The organism is Streptomyces sp. NPDC020299, assembly GCF_044387825.1.
Taxonomy (GTDB): Bacteria; Actinomycetota; Actinomycetes; order Streptomycetales; family Streptomycetaceae; genus Streptomyces.
In genome coordinates this window covers 279,883-302,606 of the sequence record NZ_JBIRWL010000006.1, presented here as the reverse complement: position 1 = coordinate 302,606, position 22,724 = coordinate 279,883, and the positions used below count along the sequence as shown (strand labels likewise).

21 protein-coding genes and 5 tRNA genes are annotated in these 22,724 nt (G+C 72.6%); 8 read left to right on the top strand and 18 right to left on the bottom strand.

Annotated features, from left to right (window positions below; translation table 11 throughout):
* Window positions 1-45: 45 nt before the first annotated feature.
* On the bottom strand, window positions 46-867 hold the full coding sequence (locus ACH45E_RS18195; RefSeq protein WP_361441017.1) for an aminodeoxychorismate lyase: 822 nt from the start codon (window positions 865-867) through the stop codon (window positions 46-48).
* Entirely contained in the window at window positions 864-1,907 is a 1,044-nt protein-coding gene (locus ACH45E_RS18190; RefSeq protein ID WP_361441014.1) for a chorismate-binding protein, read from the bottom strand. The genes ACH45E_RS18195 and ACH45E_RS18190 overlap by 4 nt, the downstream gene beginning before the upstream one ends.
* Window positions 1,908-2,085: 178 nt before the next feature.
* Between ACH45E_RS18190 and ACH45E_RS18185 the strand changes: the two genes are divergently transcribed.
* From ACH45E_RS18185 to ACH45E_RS18165, 5 genes are all read left to right on the top strand, one after another.
* A tRNA-Gly gene (locus tag ACH45E_RS18185) sits at window positions 2,086-2,158 on the top strand.
* A 37-nt stretch (window positions 2,159-2,195) separates the two neighbouring features.
* Window positions 2,196-2,269, top strand: a tRNA-Cys gene (locus tag ACH45E_RS18180).
* 1 nt (window position 2,270) lies between these two features.
* A tRNA-Val gene (locus ACH45E_RS18175) sits at window positions 2,271-2,342 on the top strand.
* 36 nt (window positions 2,343-2,378) lie between these two features.
* Window positions 2,379-2,450, top strand: a tRNA-Val gene (locus ACH45E_RS18170).
* A 12-nt stretch (window positions 2,451-2,462) separates the two neighbouring features.
* Window positions 2,463-2,534 (top strand) — tRNA-Val (locus ACH45E_RS18165).
* 86 nt (window positions 2,535-2,620) lie between these two features.
* Here the strand turns inward: ACH45E_RS18165 and ACH45E_RS18160 are convergent.
* The 4 genes from ACH45E_RS18160 to ACH45E_RS18145 all read right to left on the bottom strand — a co-directional run bounded on the left by ACH45E_RS18160 (window position 2,621) and on the right by ACH45E_RS18145 (window position 4,962).
* Window positions 2,621-2,923, bottom strand: a complete 303-nt coding sequence (locus ACH45E_RS18160) for a zf-TFIIB domain-containing protein (protein WP_361441012.1) — start codon at window positions 2,921-2,923, stop codon at window positions 2,621-2,623.
* Window positions 2,924-3,004: 81 nt separating this feature from the next.
* Window positions 3,005-3,955, bottom strand: coding sequence for a phosphotransferase family protein (locus ACH45E_RS18155; RefSeq protein WP_399040973.1), 951 nt, complete (start codon window positions 3,953-3,955; stop codon window positions 3,005-3,007).
* Window positions 3,956-4,293: 338 nt separating this feature from the next.
* Window positions 4,294-4,488, bottom strand: coding sequence for a hypothetical protein (locus ACH45E_RS18150; RefSeq protein WP_361441009.1), 195 nt, complete (start codon window positions 4,486-4,488; stop codon window positions 4,294-4,296).
* A 198-nt stretch (window positions 4,489-4,686) separates the two neighbouring features.
* Entirely contained in the window at window positions 4,687-4,962 is a 276-nt protein-coding gene (locus tag ACH45E_RS18145; RefSeq protein ID WP_361441006.1) for a hypothetical protein, read from the bottom strand.
* A gap of 196 nt (window positions 4,963-5,158) precedes the next feature.
* On the opposite strand from ACH45E_RS18145, the gene ACH45E_RS18140 reads away from it, so the two are divergent.
* Window positions 5,159-6,529, top strand: a complete 1,371-nt coding sequence (locus ACH45E_RS18140; protein WP_361441480.1) for a serine/threonine-protein kinase — start codon at window positions 5,159-5,161, stop codon at window positions 6,527-6,529.
* A 316-nt stretch (window positions 6,530-6,845) separates the two neighbouring features.
* Here the strand turns inward: ACH45E_RS18140 and ACH45E_RS18135 are convergent, their stop codons facing one another.
* From ACH45E_RS18135 to ACH45E_RS18095, 9 genes are all read right to left on the bottom strand, one after another.
* A complete protein-coding gene (locus ACH45E_RS18135; RefSeq protein WP_361441002.1) occupies window positions 6,846-7,664 on the bottom strand; it encodes an RNA methyltransferase in 819 nt (272 codons plus the stop codon).
* A 63-nt stretch (window positions 7,665-7,727) separates the two neighbouring features.
* Window positions 7,728-8,972, bottom strand: a complete 1,245-nt coding sequence (gene cobA / locus ACH45E_RS18130) for a uroporphyrinogen-III C-methyltransferase (RefSeq protein ID WP_361440999.1) — start codon at window positions 8,970-8,972, stop codon at window positions 7,728-7,730.
* Window positions 8,973-9,112: 140 nt separating this feature from the next.
* Window positions 9,113-12,901 carry a nicotinate-nucleotide--dimethylbenzimidazole phosphoribosyltransferase gene (cobT, locus tag ACH45E_RS18125; protein WP_361440996.1) on the bottom strand — a complete coding sequence of 1,263 codons (3,789 nt, stop codon included), beginning with the start codon at window positions 12,899-12,901 and terminating at the stop codon, window positions 9,113-9,115.
* A 394-nt stretch (window positions 12,902-13,295) separates the two neighbouring features.
* Entirely contained in the window at window positions 13,296-14,516 is a 1,221-nt protein-coding gene (cbiE, locus tag ACH45E_RS18120) for a precorrin-6y C5,15-methyltransferase (decarboxylating) subunit CbiE (RefSeq protein WP_361440993.1), read from the bottom strand.
* A gap of 165 nt (window positions 14,517-14,681) precedes the next feature.
* Window positions 14,682-15,320: a GNAT family N-acetyltransferase gene (locus ACH45E_RS18115; RefSeq protein WP_361440990.1), complete on the bottom strand. Its 639-nt coding sequence runs from the start codon at window positions 15,318-15,320 to the stop codon at window positions 14,682-14,684.
* A gap of 131 nt (window positions 15,321-15,451) precedes the next feature.
* On the bottom strand, window positions 15,452-16,285 hold the full coding sequence (locus ACH45E_RS18110; RefSeq protein WP_361440987.1) for a MetQ/NlpA family ABC transporter substrate-binding protein: 834 nt from the start codon (window positions 16,283-16,285) through the stop codon (window positions 15,452-15,454).
* A gap of 133 nt (window positions 16,286-16,418) precedes the next feature.
* Window positions 16,419-17,156, bottom strand: a complete 738-nt coding sequence (locus ACH45E_RS18105; protein ID WP_361440984.1) for a methionine ABC transporter permease — start codon at window positions 17,154-17,156, stop codon at window positions 16,419-16,421.
* Window positions 17,153-18,196 carry an ATP-binding cassette domain-containing protein gene (locus tag ACH45E_RS18100; RefSeq protein WP_361440981.1) on the bottom strand — a complete coding sequence of 348 codons (1,044 nt, stop codon included), beginning with the start codon at window positions 18,194-18,196 and terminating at the stop codon, window positions 17,153-17,155. Before ACH45E_RS18100 ends, ACH45E_RS18105 begins: the two co-directional genes overlap by 4 nt.
* Before the next feature lie 392 nt (window positions 18,197-18,588).
* Window positions 18,589-19,239: an HAD family hydrolase gene (locus ACH45E_RS18095; RefSeq protein ID WP_361440978.1), complete on the bottom strand. Its 651-nt coding sequence runs from the start codon at window positions 19,237-19,239 to the stop codon at window positions 18,589-18,591.
* Window positions 19,240-19,325: 86 nt separating this feature from the next.
* Between ACH45E_RS18095 and ACH45E_RS18090 the strand changes: the two genes are divergently transcribed.
* A complete protein-coding gene (locus ACH45E_RS18090) occupies window positions 19,326-19,685 on the top strand; it encodes a hypothetical protein (protein WP_361440975.1) in 360 nt (119 codons plus the stop codon).
* Window positions 19,686-19,687: 2 nt separating this feature from the next.
* A complete protein-coding gene (locus ACH45E_RS18085; protein ID WP_361440972.1) occupies window positions 19,688-20,113 on the top strand; it encodes a hypothetical protein in 426 nt (141 codons plus the stop codon).
* Between the two features lie 92 nt (window positions 20,114-20,205).
* On the opposite strand, the gene ACH45E_RS18080 is transcribed toward ACH45E_RS18085, so the two are convergent.
* The 3 genes from ACH45E_RS18080 to ACH45E_RS18070 all read right to left on the bottom strand — a co-directional run bounded on the left by ACH45E_RS18080 (window position 20,206) and on the right by ACH45E_RS18070 (window position 22,516).
* On the bottom strand, window positions 20,206-20,703 hold the full coding sequence (locus ACH45E_RS18080) for a GNAT family N-acetyltransferase (protein ID WP_361440969.1): 498 nt from the start codon (window positions 20,701-20,703) through the stop codon (window positions 20,206-20,208).
* A 45-nt stretch (window positions 20,704-20,748) separates the two neighbouring features.
* Window positions 20,749-21,255 (bottom strand): sigma-70 family RNA polymerase sigma factor, encoded by a 507-nt coding sequence (locus tag ACH45E_RS18075; protein ID WP_361440966.1) that lies wholly within the window; start codon window positions 21,253-21,255, stop codon window positions 20,749-20,751.
* Between the two features lie 76 nt (window positions 21,256-21,331).
* Window positions 21,332-22,516: a glycerophosphodiester phosphodiesterase gene (locus ACH45E_RS18070; RefSeq protein ID WP_361440963.1), complete on the bottom strand. Its 1,185-nt coding sequence runs from the start codon at window positions 22,514-22,516 to the stop codon at window positions 21,332-21,334.
* Window positions 22,517-22,724: the final 208 nt, after the last annotated feature.

Here is a 22,724-nt window from a genome sequence, read left to right as displayed (position 1 = left end):
CTACCCATCGAGAAGGCGCACGTCAGCCGATTTCCCCCGGGGCCCTCAGGGATCGAGGTCGTCCCCGGCCCGCTCCTCGAAGACCCGCATCGCCTTGGCGGTCACCGGACCGGGGGCGCCCGGCAGTTCCCGGTCGTCGACCCGGTGCACGGCCTGTACGTCCCGCAGCGTGGACGTGAGGAAGACCTCGTCGGCCCGTTCCAGGACGTCCAGCGGCAGATCGGTCTCCTTCGCGCCGGTCCACTCCACGGTCAGGGCGCGGGTGATGCCGGCGAGGCAGCCGGAGGCGAGCGGCGGGGTGTGGATCTCACCGTCCAGGACGACGAAGACGTTGGAGCCCGTGCCCTCGCACAGCCGGCCGACCGTGTTGGCGAACAGCGCCTCGGTGGCGCCCTGTTCGTGGGCACGGGCCAGGGCGACGACGTTCTCGGCGTACGAGGTGGTCTTCAGGCCGGTGAGGGCGCCCCGCTCGTTGCGTGTCCAGGGGACGGTGATCACGGCGGTGGAGTCGGCGCGGCGGCCGGTCTCGCCGAGGGCGACCACCAGGGTCGGACCGTGCTCGCCGCGGTCGGAGCCGAGCGGGCCGTGGCCGCCGGTGTAGGTGATGCGCAGCCGGCCGAGCGGCATCGGGTTGGCCTCGAGGACGGCCGCGCAGGCCCGGCGGACCTCGTCGTGGTCGGGGTCGGGCAGGCCCAGGCCCCGGGCCGAGCGGGTCAGCCGGTCGAGGTGCCGGGTGAGCGCGAAGGGTTTGCCGTGGACCGCCTTGACCGTCTCGAAGATGCCGTCGCCCACGGTCAGCCCGTGGTCGAAGACGGAGACACGGGCGGTCTCGACGTCCTGCAGCCCGCCGTCCAGCCAGATCCTCATGAAACTGCCCCTCCACTCTCCTCGTACGCCCCCGACGCTACCGCGAGCAGCCGGGACGCCTTCAGCTCGGTCTCCCGCCACTCCCCCTCGGGGTCGGAACCCCAGGTGATGCCGGCGCCGGTGCCGAATCTCAGGACGCCCTCCGCGCGGTCGATCCAGAAGGTGCGGATGCCCACAGCCAGCTCTCCGGCGCCGCGGTCGGCGTCGACCCAGCCGATCCCGCCGCAGTACGGGCCGCGCGGTGCCGTCTCCAGGGCGTCGATGATCCTCAGGGCGCTCGACTTGGGCGCGCCGGTGACCGAGCCGGGCGGGAAGGCGGCGTCGAGCAGCTCCGGCCAGCCGGCTCCGTCGCGCAGCTCGCCGCGGACCGTGGAGACGAGGTGGACCAGGCCGGGGTGTTTCTCCACGGCGCAGAGGTCGGGGACGGTGACGCTGCCGGTGGCGCAGACCCGCCCGATGTCGTTGCGGACCAGGTCCACGATCATCACGTTCTCGGCGTAGTCCTTCTCCAGGAGGTCGGCCTCGGTGCGTCCGGTGCCCTTGATCGGTCCGGACTCCACGGTCCGCCCGTCCCGGCGCAGGAACAGTTCGGGCGAGGCGGTGGCGATCTCGACGCCGTACCCGGGCAGCCGAATCGTTCCTGCATACGGTGCCGGGTTGCCGCGCGCCAGCAGTGCGGTCAGGGCGTCCACGTCGGCGTCGGGCGCGACGGGCGCGGTCAGGACACGGCAGAGGTTGGCCTGGTACACCTCGCCGGCCGCGATGTACGCGCGTATCCGGCGTACCGCCTCCGTGTACGCGGCCCGGTCGAGCGACGAGGTCCAGGCGCCCACGGCGGGGCCCCGCCACCTCCCCGGCATCGGTGCGGGCACGGGCTGCTCGCGTACGTCCGCGAACCGGGCACAGGTCACACGGCCCTCGAAGTCGGCGCAGACGACCCAGAAGCCGGTGGAGTCCAGGGCCGCCGGATCACTGGTGACGTCGAGGAGGCCGGTGGCGAGACGGTCGCCGAAACGGGCGAGCGGAGGCAGGTGGAGCACGCAGCCGAGTCTATGGCGGGTGTCGTTCGGGTGACCCGGGCGTGTCCCCGAGGGTGCCCTGACCACGGCACCCGCCGGGCGCAGCGCAGCACGCTGCGCAAACGCGTTTTTGTACTGGCCCGGGAATCCGCTAGAGTTCAACACGTCGCCGGGACGCGGAAGCGGTCCGGAAGGACAGGCGGACGTAGCTCAGTTGGTAGAGCGCAACCTTGCCAAGGTTGAGGTCGCGAGTTCGAGCCTCGTCGTCCGCTCGTAGGAGAGGGGTCTTCCCGGTCCCCTTACACTCCTGGTGGAGTGGCCGAGAGGCGAGGCAACGGCCTGCAAAGCCGTCTACACGGGTTCAAATCCCGTCTCCACCTCCAAGGACGATTAGCTCAGCGGGAGAGCGCTTCCCTGACACGGAAGAGGTCACTGGTTCAATCCCAGTATCGTCCACTGGATCTTCCAGCACCTACGGCAAGATCCGCCCCAGCGCGATTAGCTCAGCGGGAGAGCGCTTCCCTGACACGGAAGAGGTCACTGGTTCAATCCCAGTATCGCGCACGCAGCACCCCCGGACGATTAGCTCAGCGGGAGAGCGCTTCCCTGACACGGAAGAGGTCACTGGTTCAATCCCAGTATCGTCCACGCACACCGGAGCCCCCGGCCGTCTCGTACGGCCGGGGGTTTCGTCGTGCGACCGGTGGCCCGGTGGGCCCAGAGGGCCCTTGGGCTCAGCTGGAGAACAGCATGTGGCCGAAGCTCTTGTGACGGTGGTGGCCGCCGTGTCCTCCGTAGTGGCCGCCGCCGTAACCGCCGCCGTGCGGGGCGCCCCAGGCGGGGGCCGGCGGGGCCGGGTAGGCCTGCGGGGCGGCCGGGGGCGGCGGGGCGGGCTGGGACCACTGGGATTCGAGGCGGGTGAGAGCCTCCAGCTCGCCGTAGTCGAGGAAGATGCCGCGGCAGCCGCTGCACTGCTCGATCTGGACGCCGTTGCGGTTGTACGTGTGCATCGGCGCATGGCACTTGGGACACTGCATGGGTCGGCTCAACTCCTCGCCGGTCGGTCCTGCTTCGCGTTTCCCCAGGACAGACTCCGTGCGGCCCTGGTCGGTTGCACCTTACTTCGGGAATCCGTGCGTCAACTCGGGCAGTACGGAACTCATCCGCGCGCAGGCGTCGACGACGGACTGCTCCACCTCGTCGAGGGGGCGGTCCGCGGCAAGGGCCTTGGTGACCGCCAGGGCGGCGGTCTGGACGGTGAGGGCGCGGGCCGGGACGTCCAGGGCGGGCCAGGGGTCGCCGTCCGGGGGCACGGCCGGACCGCCCGCCGTGCGGTAGGCGGTGAGGAAGCGCGTCCACTCGTCGGGCGGGAGGAGCCCGCAGGCGTACCAGGCCGCGGGACGGGCCAGGTCCCAGGACGGCACGCCCACGCCGAGGTCGTCGACGTCTATGAGCCGCCAGGGGCCGTCCGGGGCGGGGTGGCGGACGAGCTGGCCGAGATGGAGGTCGCCGTGGCAGAGGGCGCCGGCGCCGGGCATGGGGGCCTCGGCGCGGGCCCAGGCGGGGAGGGCCGCCCAGGCGCGCAGGACCGGGCCCGCGGCGGGGTGGTCCGCACCGGCCAGGGCCCGCCGTAGACGCGTCAGCGCGCGGACGGCCTTGGCGGGACCGCGCATCAGGGGTGCGGAGGCGGGGACGGGCGCGCGGTGCAGACGGGCGAGGAGGGTGGCGGCGGCTTCCCAGGGGGCGGCGTCCGGGTCGTCCCGGTCCACGGGGGTGCCGTACGGCCAGAAGGTGACGAGCCGCTCGTCCACGGTGACGGGAGACTTGACGATCGGCGCGAGGAGTACGTCCGTGAGGTGGGCGGCCGTCTCGAGGCGCAGGGCCAGCTCGGCGGGGTCCGTGTCCGGGGCGTGGGCCTTCGCGACGGTGCCGGCGTGGCGGACGACTGTGGCGTCGGGGCGGTCGGCGAGGGTGACGGACGCGGTGCCGCATCCGCAGGGGATGCCGTCGGGGTGGGCGATGGCTCCGGCCTGCGCGGTCAGCTGCGGCAGCAGTGTGTCTGCGGTCACGGGGTCCTTCGGGGGCGGGCGGGTGTTTCGGCGAGGGTACGCGGGTGCGGTGGGCCGGGGTGCCACGCGGCCCGGGGTCGCAGCTGGGCGGGGGCTCGCAGCCCGGCGTTACGGGGTGCCGCTGCGCCCACCCTCCCCCATCGCCCCAACGGCACGACTGCCCGCAGCTGCGGCGGCTGCAGCTGCGGTCGGGCATGGCTCAGAGGCCGGACACAGCAATGCCGGCGCAGCTCCCCAGCTGCGCCGGCATTTGTGCCGTCCGCCGCACCCCCGTCCCCACGGGGTTTCATGGGTGGATGTCCCCGCCCGGACCGCTCTTCCGGGCCTGGGGTCGCCGCTCAGCGCCCCAGCATCACGCCCACGGACGACGCCTGTGTGACCACTGCTTCCCAGCCGCCGAAGGCGTACACGAGCAGGGCCGCCAGGGGCAGGACCATCGCGGTCGCCACCAAGGGGTGGCGACGGCCGGTACGGCGGGAGCGCGCGGTGCGTGCCTGTGTGCGGATGAACGTCCGCGGAGCCGTGTGGGCCATGGTCCCTCTCCTGACCGTTTCAGTTGTCGTTGGCAGCGGCGGGTGTCTTGACCTCGGGGGACGAGTGCTGCACCCGCCGCTTGACCTCAAATCTAGGCGGATGGGCGGCGGCGGGCGTCATGCCTTCGTACCGAATGACGGGCCTCCCGGAGGATGAGCCATGACCTGCGATGTACTCCCCTGGGTGGAGACGCGGTCCTAGGTCTCGGGGTCTTCCCGGAGGGGGTGCCCGGAGTGCCCCCGCTTTTCCGAGCTGTCCTCGCGCGGTACCGGCTGCTCGACCAGAGCCAGGACCCGGTTGGCCATGAAGCGGGCCGTGCGGACCACAGTACCGTTGCGAGTGACTTCGCTCACTTCGACCACACCTCGTCGTACCGCCGTCTCCACACGGCGGCCCGCCCGGCCTGCCACCACCTCGTACGTCCGTGTCGTGTCCCCCGCGTCGACGACTATCTCCACGCGGTCACCCTTCACGCGTCCAATCCCCCTTCCGGGATGGATGGTTGAAGTCGCTGGGCGGCCAAGGGAGCAGGATGTGACGCTTCCCTGACCACTCTTCAAGTCTCCCATCCGGCACTGACAATCCATCGGGGCGAGAGGGCGCGGCCTCTGCGCGCAGCGGGCCGTGGAAACGTAAGCTGTGCCACGTCACACGGACCGGGCAGCGGGGATGAACATGGCGATGATGCGCCTGAGGCGCGAGGACCCGCGCGTCGTCGGCTCGTTCAGGCTTCACAGACGGCTCGGCGCGGGCGGGATGGGCGTTGTCTATCTGGGCTCGGACAAGAAGGGGCAGCGGGTCGCCCTGAAGGTCATCCGGCCTGACCTGGCGGAGGACCAGGAGTTCCGGTCCCGGTTCGCGCGTGAGGTCTCGGCGGCCCGGCGGATCAGGGGCGGTTGTACGGCCCGGCTGGTGGCGGCGGACCTGGACGCGGACCGGCCGTGGTTCGCCACGCAGTATGTGCCCGGGCCCTCCCTGCACGACAAGGTCGCCGACGAGGGCCCGCTCGGCGCGGCGGAGGCGGCCTCGATCGGGGCCGCCCTGTCCGAGGGACTGGTCGCCGTGCACGAGGCCGGCGTGGTGCACCGGGATCTGAAGCCCTCCAACATCCTGCTGTCCCCGAAGGGGCCGCGGATCATCGACTTCGGCATCGCCTGGTCCACGGGGGCCTCGACGCTGACCCATGTCGGCACCGCGGTCGGCTCGCCCGGCTTCCTCGCGCCCGAGCAGGTGCGCGGCGCCGCGGTCACTCCGGCCACGGACGTGTTCTCGCTCGGGGCGACGCTGGCGTACGCCTCGGCCGGTGACTCCCCCTTCGGGCACGGCAGTTCCGAGGTCATGCTGTACCGGGTGGTGCACGAGGAGCCGCACTTGCACGGCGTCCCGGACGCGCTCGCGCCGCTCGTCCGGGCCTGTCTGGCGAAGGACCCCGAGGACCGGCCGAGCACGCTCCAGCTGTCGCTGCGGCTGAAGGAGATCGCGGCGCGTGAGGCCCAGGGGCTGGCCGACGTACGGCCGCCCGCGCCGCGTGCCGCCGAGGCGGACCGGCCCACGGGGCGGCTCGCCGAGACCTATCCGGACGCGCAGCGCGGTCAGCGGCGTCCGCAGTCCTCGCCGGGCGCGGGCGCTCCGGCGTCACGGGGGGGAGCTCCCGTGCGGGGGGCCACGCCGTCGCGCGGTGGCGGTGCCCCGCGGGCCGGCGGTGTGCCTTCGCGGCCGGACGCGGCGCGTACGGGGGGCTCGCGGACCGGTGGCGGCCGGGCGACTCCGGCCTCGCGCAACACTCCGCGGTCCGGGGGGCGTCCCGTTCCCCGGGGCGGGGCCGGGCAGCAGCGGCAGCGGCCGACGGGGACCGGGCTGCGGCCCGCCAACCCGCGGCTGCTGCGGCAGCGGCTGTTCGTGTTCGTGGTGGTGACGCTGCTGGTCGCGCTCGGTATCGCGGCGGCTCAGGGGTGTCAGGGGCCTGCCCATGGGCTCGGGGGCGTGGGGGGTGTCGTGCACGCGGGTGTGGCGCTGCCGCCAGCGGATCTCACGCAGTAGCCCCCGGGGCGCGGTGGGCGGGCGACGACGTTTTTCGCCCCCGCCGCCCCTACCCATTCCCATCCCCAGGGGCTCCGCCCCCGAACCCCCGCGGGGCTCCGCCCCTGCACCCCGCCGGGGCTCCGCCCCGGACCCCGTCGGCCTGAACGGTCTCGTCCTCAAACGCCGGACGGGCTGACAAGAGCGCGCCCGCCTCCCAGTCCACCGCGACGGAAGAGGAGAGCCGCGCCCTCCAGCCCACTCGCACGGGTGGTGGGTGGGCATAGGCCCGGGGGTCGGGGGGCGGAGCCCCCAGCGCAGCCGGGACCGCCTCGGGCTACGCGTCCGGGCGGCCCGTGGCCACCGCGTAGAAGGCGACCGCTGCCGCCGCGCCCACGTTGAGGGAGTCGACACCGTGGGACATGGGGATGCGGACCCATTCGTCGGCGGCGACCAGTGCCTGGGTGGAGAGGCCGTCGCCCTCGGCGCCGAGCATGAGGGCGACGCGGTCCATGCGGTGCGGGGCGGCCTCGTCGAGACTCTTCGCCTTCTCGTCCGGGGTGAGCGCGAGGAGGGTGAAGCCGGCCTCGCGGACCGAGTCCAGGCCCTTGGGCCAGGTGTCCAGGCGGGCGTACGGCACGGAGAAGACGGCTCCCATCGAGACCTTCACGCTGCGGCGGTAGAGCGGGTCGGCGCAGTCCGGGGAGAGGAGCACCGCGTCCATGCCGAGGGCGGCGGCCGACCGGAAGATCGCGCCGATGTTGGTGTGGTCGTTGACGGATTCCATGACAACGACCCGGCGTGCGTCGTGGAGCAGTTCGGCGGCCGTCGGCAGGGGCTTGCGCTGCATGGAGGCGAGGGCGCCGCGGTGCACGTGGTAGCCGGTGACCTGTTCGGCGAGTTCGGGGCTGACCGCGTACACGGGGGCCGGGAGTTCGTCGATGACGTCGCGCATGACGTCGACCCACTTGGCCGAGAGCAGCATCGAGCGCATCTCGTACCCGGCTTCCTTGGCCCGCCGGATGACCTTCTCGCCCTCGGCGATGAACAGGCCCTCGGCCGGTTCTCGTTTGCGCCGCAACTCGACGTCGGTCAGGCCCGTGTAGTCGCGCAGGCGCGGGTCGGCGGGGTCCTCAACGGTGATGAGATCGGCCACAGGGTGATACTGCCTTGTCCTGGGTGCGGTGCCAACGGCTCGGAACGGATGGGTTACCCGCGGTTACTCGGGGAGGAGCACGGAGGGGGCGGAGCCCACGGCGACGACCTCGCCGATGACGATGACCGCGGGGGGCTTCACCTCCTCGGCGCGCACGGCCTCCGCGACCGTCGCGAGCGTCGCGTCGACGCGGCGCTGCGCGGCGGTCGTGCCCTCCTGGACCAGGGCGACGGGTGTCTCGGGGGACTTGCCGTGGGCGACGAGCGTCTCGGCGATCTTCCCGATCTTGTCGACGCCCATCAGGATCACGAGGGTGCCGGTCAGCCTGGCGAGCGACGGCCAGTCGACCAGGGAACGCTCGTCGTCGGGGGCGACATGGCCGCTGACCACCGTGAACTCGTGGGCGACGCCCCGGTGGGTGACCGGGATGCCCGCCGCTGACGGCACCGAGATCGAGCTGGAGATACCGGGCACGACCGTGCACGCGATCCCGGCCGCGGCCAGCGCCTGGACCTCCTCCATGCCCCGGCCGAAGACGTACGGGTCGCCGCCCTTGAGCCGGACCACGGACTTGCCCTGCCTGGCGTGCTCGATCAGCGCGTTGTTGATGGCCTCCTGGGCCATGAAACGGCCGTACGGGATCTTCGCCGCGTCGATCACCTCGACGTGCGGCGGGAGTTCGGCGAGCAGATCGCGCGGGCCGAGACGGTCGGCGATGACGACATCGGCCTCGGCGAGGAGACGGCGGCCGCGCACGGTGATCAGGTCCGGGTCGCCGGGGCCGCCGCCGACCAGGGCGACGCCCGGGGTGCGGGTGCGGTGGTGCGGGGCGACCAGGGTGCCGTCGCGCAGGCCCTCGACGACCGCGTCGCGGATCGCCGCGGTGTGGCGGGGGTCGCGGCCGCGCGCGTCCGTGGTGAGCACGGCGACGGTGACGCCCTCGCTGTGGCCGGTGGCCGGGGTCCAGGCGGTCGCCGCGTCGGCGTCGTCGGAGCGGACGCACCAGACGCGGTGGCGCTCCGCCTCGGCGGAGGCCGCGGCGTTGGCCTCGGAATCACTGGTGGCGATCAGGGCGTACCAGGCGTCGGCGAGGTCGCCTTCGGCGTAGGGGCGCCGCTCCCAGGTGATCTCGCCCGCGTCCGCCATGGCCTCGACCGACGGCGTGGCCCCCGGCGAGACGAGGAGGACGTCCGCGCCCGCCGCGATGAGGGCCGGCAGACGGCGTTGGGCGACCTGGCCGCCGCCGAGGACGACAACGCGGCGGCCGGAGAGACGGAGGCCTACGGGGTAGGCGGGGTGTTCGGCCATGAGGCTGCGGCTCCTCGTACGGGCGTGCAGTGGGCGCTGCGCCATTGGAGCGGCCCTGACGTGGGGATTTTAAGGGGCGGCGGGTCAGACGGCTCGGGTGGTCCGGCAGCTGAACACCGGACCACCTCTGCTGTGGGCCCTTACTTCTCCGTTACCCCCGCCGAATCGAACGTCGCCACCTCGTGCATCGCGCGTGCCGTGCTCTGCACCAGCGGGAGGGCGAGCAGCGCGCCCGTGCCCTCGCCCAGGCGCAGGTCGAGGTCGACCAGGGGGCGCAGGCCCAGCTTGTTGAGGGCGGCCACATGGCCGGGCTCGGCGCTGCGGTGGCCCGCGATGCAGGCGGCGAGGACCTCGGGGGCGATCGCGCGGGCGACCAGTGCGGCGGCACCGGCGCTGACGCCGTCCAGGATCACCGGCGTACGCAGGGAGGCGCCGCCGAGGAGCAGGCCGACCATCGCCGCGTGCTCGAAGCCGCCGATCGCGGCGAGAACGCCGATGGGGTCGGCCGGGTCCGGCTTGTGCAGGTCGAGGGCGCGGCGGACCACCTCGGTCTTGCGGGCCAGCGTCTCGTCGTTGATGCCGGTGCCCCGGCCCGTCACCTCGGCCGGGTCGGCGCCCGTGTAGACGGAGATCAGCGCGGCGGACGCGGTGGTGTTCGCGATGCCCATCTCGCCGGTGAGCAGCGCCTTGTTGCCGGCCGCCACCAGGTCGCGGGCCGTCTCGATGCCCACCTCGATGGCCTGCTTGGCCTCCTCGCGGGTCATCGCGGGCCCGGTGGTCATGTCCGAGGTGCCCGCGCGGACCTTGCGGGGCAGCAGACCGGGCGTGGCGGGCAGGTCGGCGGCCACGCCGACGTCGATGACGCAGACCTCGGCGCCCACCTGCCCGGCGAAGGCGTTGCAGACCGCTCCCCCGCCGAGGAAGTTCGCCACCATCTGCGCGGTGACCTCCTGCGGCCACGGGGTGACGCCCTGGGCGTGCACGCCGTGGTCACCGGCGAAGATCGCGACGGCGGCGGGCTCGGGGATCGGCGGCGGGCACTGCCGGGACAGGCCGGACAGCTGCGCGGAGATGATCTCCAGCATGCCGAGCGCGCCGGCCGGCTTGGTCATCCGCTTCTGCCGCTCCCAGGCCTCGCCGAGCGCCTTGGCGTCCAGCGGGCGGATCTGCGAGACGGTCTCGCCGAGCAGGTCGTGCGGGTCCTCGCCGGGCAGCGCGCGACGACCGTACGTCTCCTCGTGCACGACCCAGGACAGCGGGCGCCGCTTGGACCAGCCGGCCTGCAACAGCTCGGGCTCGTCCGGGAACTCGTCGACGTACCCGACGCACAGGTAGGCGATGACCTCCAGGTGCTCGGGCAGCCCGAGGGCGCGGACCATCTCGCGCTCGTCGAAGAAGCTGACCCAGCCGACGCCGAGGCCCTCGGCGCGGGCGGCGAGCCAGAGGTTCTCGACGGCGAGGGCCGCGGAGTACGGCGCCATCTGCGGCTGGGTGTGCCGGCCGAGGGTGTGGCGGCCGCCGCGGGTCGGGTCGGCGGTGACGACGATGTTCACCGGTGTGTCGAGGATGGCCTCGATCTTCAGTTCCTTGAACTGCTTCGCCCGGCCCTTCGGGAGGGACTTGGCGTAGGCATCGCGCTGGCGCATGGCCAGTTCGTGCATGCTGCGCCGGGTCTCGGCGGACCGGATGACGACGAAGTCCCAGGGCTGCGAGTGGCCCACGGAGGGCGCGGTGTGGGCCGCCTCCAGGACGCGGAGCAGCACCTCGTGCGGGATCGGGTCGTTGCGGAAGCCGTTGCGGATGTCGCGGCGCTCGCGCATCACCCTGAGCACGGCCTCGCGCTCGGCGTCCTCGTAACCGGGCGCGGCCGGGCCGGTGGACTGTCGTGCTTCTGCCACTTCGGCCGTGCTCTCTTCCTGGTCGGCGGCCCTGGTGTCCAGGTCCTCCGCGTGCTGTACGACTTCCGGGTCGGGCGCCTCGTCCGGGTGGGCCGGCGAGGAGTCGGGCTCCCGGGGTGCGGGGACCGTGGCGACGGGCTCCGCCGGGGCCGCCGGCTCGTCCTGCGGGAGGACGAGGGGGTGCGGCGGGGTCGGCGCGAGGTGCGGTGTGGTCGGCACCGAGCCCTGCACGGGCACGAACCGGCCCAGCGGCTGGTCCGGCTGCGCCTGCGCCGGCACGCTGCCGGGCGGCGCGACGGCGGGGTCGCCGGGGGCCGGGGCCTGCTCGGCGGCGGGGGCCAGGGGTTCGGCGTCGGGCTCGGGCGCCTGCTGGGCGGGGGCGGTCTCCGGGTGGGTGCCGTCGTCGGCGGGGGTGACGTCCTCGGCGGGGGCGTCCTCGGTGGTGGCCGCGGGGGTGCCCGGCTCCGCCGGGCTCGTCTCCGGGGCCTGGAGCTCCTCCTGCGGCTGAGCGTCCGGGCTCTGGTCGGGCTGCGGCTGCTCCGGTACGAGCGTGGTGGGCCGCGCCGGGTCGCCGGCCTGGGGGCGGCCGAGCTGCGGGCCCTGGACCTGCGCGGGGATGCCGGCGTCGGTGGGCTCAGCCGGTGCGCCCTCCGGAGCGGCCGGGACGGACTCGGCCTGCGGCGGCTCCGGGACGGGGACAGCGGCGAGCTCTGTCGGTTCCGTGGCGGGCGCGCCTGCCGGGGCGTCGGCGGGGGCCTGCGGGGCCTCCTCGACCAGCGGGGCGGCCTGGGCCTGACCCGCGTCGGGCACCTCCGTGCCCTCGATCGGCGGCACACCTTCCGGGGCCTCGGGGGTGTCGGCGGTCTGCTGGACCCCGGGCTCGGCGACCTCGGCGGGCTCGTCGGCCTCGGCAACCTGCTCGGGCTCCGGGGACTGGGCCAGAGCCTCCTGGATCTGCGCCTCTTCCGGTGCCGGAACGGTCGCCGGGGCGTGCGCGGCCTCTTCGTGCGCGGCCTCCTGGGCCTCCACGACTGCCTCGCCGGACGCCTCCGGGGCCTGGGCGGCCTGCGGGGCGGGCGCGGCTTCCGGAGCCTGCGGAGTCGCGGAGTCCGGGACACCGTCAGCGGCCTGCGCGCCTTCCGGGACCGGGGCACTCTCGGGGCTCTCGGGGTCCTGCGCGGCCTCCGGCGCGACGGCGGCCTCGCCGCCCTGCTCCTCGGCCACGGTGTCCGCCGCGTCCGGCTCCTGAGCGACGGCCCCGGCGGCCACTTCCTGCGCCGCCGCCTGGGCGGCGGCAGCGGCGGCAGCGGCGACCTCCGTCGTGGCACCGGCCATGGCGGCCTGCGTGGCGAGCCGGGCGACGGCGGCCTGGGCCGCGCCGGCGGGGCCGGCGGCCGGTTCGGGCATCGGCTCAGCCGCCGGAACAACCGTTTCGGCAGCCGGGGCCTGTGCGCTCACCTGGGCCCCGGGCGCCCCCTGCGCCGCGCCCCACGGCGCCGCGCCCTGCGGGGCGAGGTCGCGCAGCGGCTGCGCGTCGAGGTACTCGGGGCCGGGGGCCGGCGGTCCGGGCTGCCGTACCGGCGCGCCGGCGGGGCCGCGGTCGGCGAGGGAGCGGACCGGGCTGGCGGAGGCGTCGGGGATCGGCGGCCCGAGGTGCAGCGGGCGCCGCGGGACCGCCGGAGCCGCCGCGGGGTCGTGCGGCACCGAGAGGATCGGGGACGGCGGGACGGACACGGGCCCCGGGTCGAGCGGGCGGACACCGCCGAGGTCGACGGAGCCGCTGTCGCGCCCGTCCGTCTCGTGCGGGCCCGGCTCGTGGACGGTCTCCAGGACCGGCTCCGGAGGCGGCGGCGGCACCTCGTTGCCCCACGCGCCCTGGGCACCGGGCAGCAGCAGGTCTTCGTCCTCGGCGGGCGTCTCGGAGAGGTCGGAGAGGTAGGTGTACGCGCCGTGCGCGGGGACGCCCGGCTGCTCCACCATGCCTGCGCCCTCCGGCAGTCCCTCGGCCGGAACCTGGCCGGTGTCCGTCATGCGTACCCCTCGCCCATCGGTTAGTGCTCCTACGACCAGCTCATCCGGAACGGCGCACCGACCGCCCCGTAGTGAAGAACGAGCGTCCGTGCCCAGCGGCACGAACGGCCCGCCCGGAAAAGGCGACAAAGCCATTCAGTGGCTATTGTCGCGGGCATGCCGCCGTCGTGACAGCTTGATCCGCGACAGGCCGCTGTGGACTGCGCCACGTTGCGCGTCCTCCGGTTCTGCCGTACCACACCCACCCCAAACCGGGCGGGTTTTCCGGACATTGACGAACGAATGTCCGGGCCACCCGGTGCGGTACAACGATCGGCCAGCCTACCGCGCGGGTACGACAAGCGGATCACTGGGCGCGATCGGGCAATCCCGCCCGTCGCCCGACCACCACCCCTCAACGAGGCGCTTCGCGCCGCAGCAATTCCCCTGTGAGCAGGAACGCGACGTTCCGTTCGGTCTCCGTCCAGGCCCGCGTGTCGAGTTCGACGGACTGCATGAGGGCGCACTCGACCCGGTAGCCGTGCTCGCTCAGGTCCCTGCCGATGAGTTCGGCCGCGTCACGGGTCGCGGCGTGCGTGACGATGCGCTGCGGCCGGCGGTCGGCGACCGCGGAGACCACGGCCGCTCCCCCGCCGCCGACGCGGACGACGTCCGGTTCTGGCAGGTTCTCCAGGACGTGCGGGGCGGTGCCGCACACGATCTGGAGTTGCACCCCGAAGCGCCGTGCGGCCGCCTCGGTGCGGGCGCAGGCCTCCGGGTGCCGGTCGACGGCGATGACGGCGGCGCCGGCGCGCCCGGCCTCCGTGGCGAAGGCGCCGCTGCCGCAGCCGATGTCCCACACCAGGTCGCCGACGCGCGGTCCCAGGCGGGCGAGTTGGGCTGCACGGAGCAGATCCGTCTCCCCCTCGCCGAGCGCACCGCCGTACGCCTCGTCGGGCAGCACCCAGCCGCGCGGGCCGGTGCCCGGTTCCCGGCCGGCGATCCAGCCGTCACCCGGGGCGGCGGGACCCGCCGGGCCGCCGATGACGATGACGACGTTGGGGTCGCGCCAGGTGTGGTCGGCGGCGTTCTCGGAGGTGACGACCGAGACCTGCTCGCGTTCGGTGCCCAGTTCCTCGCAGATGACGAAGGTGCGGTGGACGCCCTCCAGGAGCAGACCGAGTTCGGCGGGGCCGGCGCCGGGTGAGGTGAGGACGGCGACTTTGGTGTGGGCGCGGCACACATTCACCGCGCGTCGCAGGGTGCGCCGGTGTGCGACCACCACCTGGGCGTCGTCCCAGGGCATGCCCGCGCGGGCGAAGGCGGCGGCCACGGAGGAGACGGCGGGCACGACCTCGACCTCGAGGCCGAACTCCGGTGCGCGCAGGGTCCGTACGACGCCGAAGAATCCGGGGTCGCCGTCGGCGAGCACGACCGCGGTGCCGCGGTGGGCCGCGATGCGGCGGGCGGCCAGCGCCACGCTGCCGAGGCGGACGCGCTCGGCGGTGTGCGGGACCTCGGGGAGCGCCAGGTGGTGGGCCGCGCCCGCCACGAGGGAGGCGGCGCCGAGCGCGGAACGTGCCGCGTCCGTCAGCGGCGAGCCGTCCCAGCCGATCACCGTGACCCGGTCGGCCATCGTCGTCAGTCTCCAGGTTTTCGCAGGTCGTCAGCGTACGGGTGCCCACAGGCGGGTCCCGTGAGAGTACCTGGTGGAGCCGACGGGCGCGCGGCGGGCGGTGTCGCCGTGGGGTCCCGTCCGGGTCTCTTCCCCTCAGTCCCCCGCAGTTTCAATCGGTTCCAGTCAGTTCCAGTCGGAGAACGACGTGAAACCACCGGTGTCGGCGAGCTGTTCGCCCGCGCCCTCCAGGTCCTCCGGGAGCAGGCTCCACACGATGAAGTCGGTGCGGACGTCGGTCCAGGTGCCGTCCTCGGCGCGGACGTGGGCTATGCAGGCGTTGCGCAACACGCCCTCGCTGATGCAGCCGATCTTCTGGGCGACCTGCTGGGAGGCGGTGTTGTCGGCGGCGGTGCGCAGTTCGATGCGCTCGAACTTCTGGTCGCCCAGCAGCCATTGGGCGGTGGCGAGAGCGGCCTCGGAGGCATAGCCCTCGCCCCGGGCCCAGGGGGCGATGACGTACGACAGTTCGGTGGACCGTACGTGCCAGCTGGTCTTGGCCAGCTGGACGATGCCCACCAATCGCTGGGTGAGGAACTCGGTGACCGCGAGGTCGAGGCCGCGCCCCGCGGCGCGCTCGGCGGGAGCGTACCGGGTGACCCAGTGGCGGGCCTGGTCCTCGGTGTAGGGCTGGGGCACGTCGGTCCAGGCCCCGACCTGCTCGTCGTTCATCATCTCGGCCAGGGCGGCCACGTCGTCCTCGTCGAGGGGCCGCAGCACCAACCGCTCCGTGCTGATGGAGATGTTGGGGAAGGTGCTAGTCATGCGCCGCTCCGTAACCTTCGGAAAACCTTGAGGGCCTGCTCAACTGCCCAGCATGCAGCATGAAAGCACCGAACCGCACAACGGGGTCGACTCCCGGTGAAGGAGCGGACCCCGTGCGTGGCGATATGGGATCAGAACGACGCGATGACCGAACCCTGGTACTTGTCCTCGATGAACTTCTTCACCTCGGGGGAGGTCAGGAGCTTCGCGAGCTTCTTCACGCGCGGGTCCTTCTCGTTTCCCTTCTTCACCGCGAGGAAGTTGCCGTACGGGCTGTTCTTCGGGGACTCCAGGACGAGGGCCTCCTTGGCGGGCTTGATCCCGGCGGAGATGGCGTAGTTGCCGTTGACGACGGCGGCGTCCACGTCGTCGAGGGAACGCACGGTCTGGGCCGCCTCGACCTCCTTGAACTTGAGGTTCTTGGGGTTCTTGGAGATGTCCTGCGGGGTCGCTTCGTTGCCGGCGCCGTCCTTGAGGGTGATGAGCTTGTTCGCGGCGAGGAGCTTGAGGGCACGCGCCTCGTTCACGGCGTCGTTCGGGAGGGCGATGGTCGCACCGCTCTTGAGCGCGTCGGTCTTCTTGACCTTGTGGGAGTACAGACCGAGCGGCTCCAGGTGCACCGTGACGACGGGCACGATGTGGGTGCCGCGCTTCTTGTTGAAGTCGTCCAGGTAGGGCTGGTTCTGGAAGTAGTTGGCGTCGACCGAGCCGTCCTCGGTCGCCGTGTTCGGGACGATGTAGTCCTGGAACTCCTTGACCTGGAGGTCGAGGCCCGCCTTCTTCGCCAGGTGGTCCTTGACGAAGTTCAGGATCTCAGCGTGCGGGGTGGGGCTGGCGGCGACGACCAGCGGGCCGCTGTAGTCGGCGGCGGAGGCGGAGGAGTCGCCCGAGCCGCAGGCGGTCAGCCCGAAGGTGAGGGCTCCGGCGGCGAGGACGGCAGTGGTGATCTTGGCGGTGTTACGCACGAAAAGTGCCTTTCCTATGGTGGTGCGACCCCTTGGATCAAGGGGTGTCGGCGCGAAGCGTCGTCGTTGAGGGGTGGTGGTCGGGTGACGGGTGGGCGTGTGCGGGGAGCCTCAGGGGTGTCCTCAGGGGGGTTCAGGCGACCTTGCCGACGTCGGCCGCCGCGGGCTCCTTGGCCTTGAGCAGGCGGAGCTTCGGCGCGGGGCCGGAACGGCCGCCCCGGTGGTGCAGGGAGCGGGCCGCGTAGTCGCCGGCGAACTGGATGAGGGAGATGACGACGGCGAGGATCGCCACGGTGATCCACATCAGCTGGGTCTCGAAGCGCTGGTAGCCGTAGCGGATGGCGATGTCGCCGAGGCCGCCGGCGCCGACCGTGCCGGCCATGGCGGAGTAGCCGATGAGCGCGACGATCGTGGTGGTGGTGCTGGAGATCAGGGAGGGCAGGGACTCCGGTACGAGCACCTTGCGGACGATCGTCCAGGTGTTGCCGCCCATCGACTGCACGGCCTCGACGAGCCCGCCGTCCACTTCCCGGACGGCCGTCTCGACCAGGCGCGCGAAGAAGGGGATGGCGCCGATGGCGAGCGGCACGATGGCGGCCTCACGGCCGATGGTCGTTCCGGTGATCGAGCGCGTGAAGTTCATCAGCGCCACCATCAGGATGATGAACGGCATGGAGCGGGCGACGTTCACGACCTGCCCGATGACCTTGTTCGCGACGAGGTTCTGCAGCAGTCCGCCCCGGTCCGTGAGGACGAGCAGGATGCCGAGCGGAAGCCCGCCGACGACGGCGATCAGCGTGGACCAGCCGACCATGTAAAGGGTGTCCCAACACGCCTGGGACAGCAGGGGCTGCATCTCGTTCCAGGTCACTTGGCACCTTCCTTCACAAGTGCGGGCTCTTCGCCCTCGTTGCCGACCACGTCGATCTGGAGTCCCTGCTCGCGCAGGAAGCCGATCGGCACCACGTTGTCCTCGTAGCCGCCGGGCAGCTCGATGCGCATGCGGCCGACCTGGAGGCCGCCGACGGTGTCGATGGCGGCACCGAGGATCGATATGTCGATGTTGTAGGTGCGCGCGAGCTGGGAGATGACCGGCTGGGTGGCGGCCTCGCCCTGGAAGGTGACGTCCACGACGGTGCGGTCGGCACCGGCTGCCTCGCCGCCCACCGGGAACAGCGCCGCGGCGAGTTCGGAGCCCGGGGTGGCGAGGAGTTCGCTGACCGTGCCGGACTCGACGACGCGGCCCTGCTCCATGAGCGCGGCGGAGTCGCAGATCGACTTCACGACGTCCATCTCGTGGGTGATGAGCAGGACGGTCAGGCCGAGCTGCCGGTTGAGGTCGCGCAGCAGCGCCAGGATCGAGCGGGTGGTCTCCGGGTCGAGGGCGCTGGTGGCCTCGTCGGACAGCAGCACCTTGGGGTCGCCGGCCAGGGCGCGGGCGATGCCGACGCGCTGCTTCTGGCCGCCGGAGAGCTGGGCCGGGTACGCCTTGGCCTTGTCGGCGAGGCCCACCAGGTCGAGCAGCTCCAGCGCCTTGCGGGAACGTTCCTTCCCGGACTTGCCAAGGATTTCGAGCGGCAGCTCGACGTTGTCCTGGACGGTCCTCGAGGACAGCAGGTTGAAGTGCTGGAAGACCATGCCGATCCGGCTGCGCGCCTGGCGCAGCTCCTTGCCGGCGCGCGGTCCGCGCCCGGCGAGGGCGGTGAGGTCCTGCCCGGCGACGCTGACCGTGCCCGCGGTGGGGCGCTCCAGCAGGTTGACGCAGCGGATCAGCGAGGACTTGCCGGCGCCGGACTGGCCGATGACGCCGTACACCTCGCCTTCGCGGACGTGCAGGTCGACGCCGTCGAGGGCGGTGACCTCGCGGCCGCGGGATCGGTAGACCTTGGTGAGGCCCGATGTGGTGATCACGTGGGTTTCCGTCACTGTCGAGTGCCGCGGGCGTGGGTGTGCCCGGGCACGGGTGCGTTCGTTCAGGGACGCGGCACGGTTCTCGCGGTGGCGATGGAACCGGGGGAGAACATGTGCGCGGGGCGCGGCTCAGGTCACGTACGGCTCACGGCGTACGAACGTGCCACGGCGGCTCGCTTCGGGGCGCGAGCTCGGGGGTGGTGCGGGGGCCCTCTAGAAGGCGCACATTCGGCACATGCGACACATACAACGAGCACCGGGCGTCATGGTCGCCTCGGTCGCAGGGATGCGGCAGCTCGTCGTGGTCATGCGATCAGTAAACCAGACGTACGGTCCTGACAGGCCGCCGCTGTCCGCATGCTGGACGGCCGCGGACAGGGGCCGGTGCGGGGTCAGCCGCGGGCGGATATCCGGATTCCGCCGTCGGTGACCAGTGCGGACAGGGCCGACAGGTTCTCGACCACCAGGTCGGCGACCAGCTCGTGGGCCTGGTGTGTTGTGGTCAAGGCCACGGTGGTCATCCCGGCGGCGCGGCCCGCCTGGAGGCCCGCGGGGGCGTCCTCGAAGACGACGCAGTGGACCGGGTCCACACCCAGGCGGCGGGCGGCGAGCAGGTAGGGCTCGGGGTCGGGCTTGCCGCTCGTGATGTCGTCGGCGGCGATCAGCGTCTTGGGGCGGACGCCGACGGCGTCCAGCCGGGCCTGGGCGAGCCGCCGGGTGGCGGAGGTGACGACGGCCCACGATTCGGCGGGCAGCGAGGCGAGCAGGTCCTCGGTGCCGGGCAGCAGATGGACGCCGCCGTCAGGTACGTCCTCGACCTCCAGTTGCTCGACCCGCGCGACGGCCTCCGGCACGAGCCCGGCGGGCAGCAGGTCGGCGACGATCTCCACCGCGGGCCGCCCGTGCAGCTCGACCCGCCCGAACTCCTCGGCCGTGATCCCGTACTCCCCGGCCCACCGCGTCCAGCAGCGCTCCACGGAGTCGAGGGAGGAGACCAGGGTGCCGTCGTTGTCGAACAGGAGGGCTTGTGCGTCGAACATCATGGTCCGGACCCTACGGGCCCCGTATGCCCCGGCCGACGGGCGGGCCCGCGCGCATCGGGCCGTTTGGTCCGTAATAGGGTCACCGCATGCTCAATGCCCTGACGCTGGTGACCGGCGTCGCCGCGCTGCTGCTCGCCGCCTGGTGCGGGTGGGCCGCCTACCGGGACCAGCCGACCAAGGACTGGCACTTCATCGGGATGGCCGTGGTGTCCCTGCTGGCCGTGGCGCAGCTGGTGATCGGGATCGTGCAGCTGGCGCGGGGCGAGAAGCCGGAGCAGGGTACGACGATCTTCGTGGCCTATCTGCTGGGCGCGTTCGCGTGCGTGCCGGCGGCGGGGTTCATGTCGCTGGCCGAGCGGACCCGCTGGGGGTCGGTGACGGTCGCGGCCGGCGGTGTGGTGCTGGCCGTGCTCGAGGTGCGGCTCTATGACATCTGGGGAAGGTGACAATGGCCACCGTGGAGGACAAGCCGGCGCGGACGCGGCTCATCAGCGGGCCGGGGATGCTGCTCGTCTGGTTCTACGGCGTGATGGTCGTCGGGGCCGTGTCCCGGTCCGCCTACCAGATCGCGACGGACTTCGGCCGGGCGCCGCTCGCCTACTCGCTGTCGGCGGTGGCGGGCGTGGTCTACGGCTTCATCACGTACACGCTGGTGCGCGGCGGGGAGACCGCCCGCAGGGCGGCACTGGTGTGCTGTGCCGCCGAGCTGGCAGGTGTACTGGTCGTCGGTACCTGGACCCTGGTCGAGCCGTCGGCCTTCCCGGACGCGACCGTGTGGTCCGACTACGGCATGGGCTACGTGTTCATCCCGGTGCTGCTGCCGCTCTCCGCCATTTACTGGCTGCGGAAGGCGCCTATTCAGCAGGACGGCTGAGGCATGTGGGCGGGCGCGGTTGCGTCGTGGCTTGTCGCGCCCGCGCGGCGGAGCCGCATGGTGATGCCGCCCCGCGCCCCTTAGGTTGGTCATCATGCCGTAGCCGCATACGTTCCGGCCGGTTTTTCCAGGACGATCATCTCCACGCCGTCGGCACCCCTGGACGTGCCCACCGTCTGGTAGCCGACCCGGCGGTACAGGCGGAGGTTGCCCTCGCTGCGGTGTCCGGTGTGCAGGCGGAACCTCTTGGCGCCGCGCTCCTGCGCCAGGGCCTCCTCGGCCGCACGCAGCAGGCGGGCACCGATGCCGTGTCCCTGGAGGCGCGGGTGGACGCAGAGTTTGCCGATGCAGGCCGCGCCGTCCTCGGTGATCCGGCCGCGCACCGAGCCGACCACCTCCTCGCCGAGCCGGGCGACGAAGACGCAGTCGGAGGTGACCTCCTGGCGGACCGATTCGAGGGTTTGAACGAGCGGGTCGATGCGGTAGTTGCCGTACAGCGCGGCCTCGCTCTGGAAAGACAGGTACTGGAGCTTGAAGATCTGCTCTGCATCCTGCTCGGTCGCCACCGAGATGGTCACGCTCATGCCCATGTGCGCACGCCTCCCGCTCACCTGATCACCGGTCGTTCCTCACTCCTATCCCCGCACTTCGCGGGCCGCAACCTCCGGTGTCAGCGATCGCCGAAGACATCCCAGGCATCTGGAACGTTCCGGGCCAAGGCTGCCCTGTGAGATACCCAACTCCCCCGCGATCTCCCGGTAGGTGAGGTCCCGCGACGACAGCAGGGCCTCCATCAGCCGCGGGCAGCGGCCCGGCAGCCGGCGCACCGCGTCGCGCAGGGCACGGCGCCGGGCGGCGGCGAGGGCCAGCTGCTCCGGGTCGTGGCCCTGGTCGTCGGCGGGATCGCCGTCGTACGGCTGCTCGCGACGGGTCGCACGACGGCTGCGGCGCGCCTCGGCGCGGACGGCCCTGCGCAGCCAGCCCTGCGGATCGTTCGGCGGCCCGTCGGACTCCAGCCGCTCCAGCAGACGGAGCCAGACCGCCTGCTCCAGGTCTCCCGGCTCGGCCCCGGCCGCATATGCCTCGGCGGCTGCCTCGGCGGTCAGGAGCGGGTGCAGGGAGGCAACCAGGTCGTGCGTCATATGCAGTGCGACGCGGCCGCCCCAAAGGCAGGTTGCCGGGGCGGCCGCGAGTCCCTCGAACGAGGGGCCGGGCGGGTCAGCCGTTGACGAAGTCGGCGCGGGCCAGCACACCGGTGTCCGCGTTGTCGGTGAACACGCCGTCTATACCGGTCGCGAAGTACGTCTTGAACGCCCCGAAGGCGTCACCGTAGGCGTCCGCCTCGGTGCCCTTGCGGAACTCGGCCGGGAGGAAGGGGTTCTCGTTGCGCATGGTGTACGGGTGCAGGACCAGGCCCACCGCGTGGGCGTCCTTGACCAGGGTGGTCGGCGTGGTGAGCCTGCCGCTCGCGTCCTTGGGGATGACCAGGTCCAGGGTCGGGCCGATGCCCTGCGCGTAACCGGCGATCTCCCTGAGGCCCTTCGGCGTGATGAGGTCGGCCACCGTGCGCGGGTCGCCCGTCGCGACGAAGTCGTAGGGCTGCGTGTTCGCGGCGGAGAGCAGGACGACGAGGGGGTTGTCCACCAGCGTGTTCAGGCGCTGGATGCTGCTCGGCTCGAAGGACTGGAGGATGACCGGCGAGGTCCGCTTGTCCTTGCCGTGCTTGCGCAGCAGCTTGGCCACCCGTTCCTCGAGGCCGAGGCCGAGCCCCCGGAAGTAGGTGGGGTGCTTGGTCTCGGGGTAGATCCACACCTGCTTGCCGCGCTTGCGGGTCTGCTCGTCCTGCCACTTCAGGACCTCTTCGAAGGTGGGGATCTCCCAGCGTCCGTCGTAGAGGGTGTTGTGCGGGCGGTTGGCCGGGATGCGCTCGATGGCGCGCAGCGTCTTCAGCTCGGCGAGCGTGAAGTCCTCGGTGAACCAGCCCGTGGTGGAGACCCCGTCGAGGACCTTGGTGGTCCTGCGGCCGGCGAACTCCGGATGGGAGGCGACGTCCGTGGTGCCGCCGATCTCCGGCTCGTGACGGCAGACGAGGTGACCGTCCCTGGTGGGCACCAGGTCGCCCGCCTCGACGACGTCCGCGCCGAGGTCCAGGGCCAGCTGGTACGAGCCGAAGGTGTGCTCGGGCCGGTAGCCGCTGGCACCCCGGTGGCCGATGATCGTCGGCACGGGCAGGCTCTTGAGGCCCCTCCCCCCGCTCACCTTCTCCTCCGTGGCTCTGGCCGCGCCGGGCAGCCCGAGGACCGCTCCGCCCGCGCCGAGCACCGCGGCGCCGAGCAGTGCCCGCCGTCCGGTGCCGTGCGCCCGCGCGTTCGCGTCCCGTTCGTTCGAGTCCCGGGTTTCCATCAGGGTCCTCCTGCCGTGAGCCGTCGGTGCGGGCCGATGGTAGGTCCGTGGACATGACCCGCGGGAGACGCTGGTCCGAACAGGTGGGTGACGCCAGATGGCGTATCGCGGGCAAGATGTGACGATCCGTCGGCTTCGGCCGGCGGGACCCGGGTACCCGCCGGAACAAGGCTCTGGAGCGAGGTCCGTCACATCGTCGCGGTGGCGT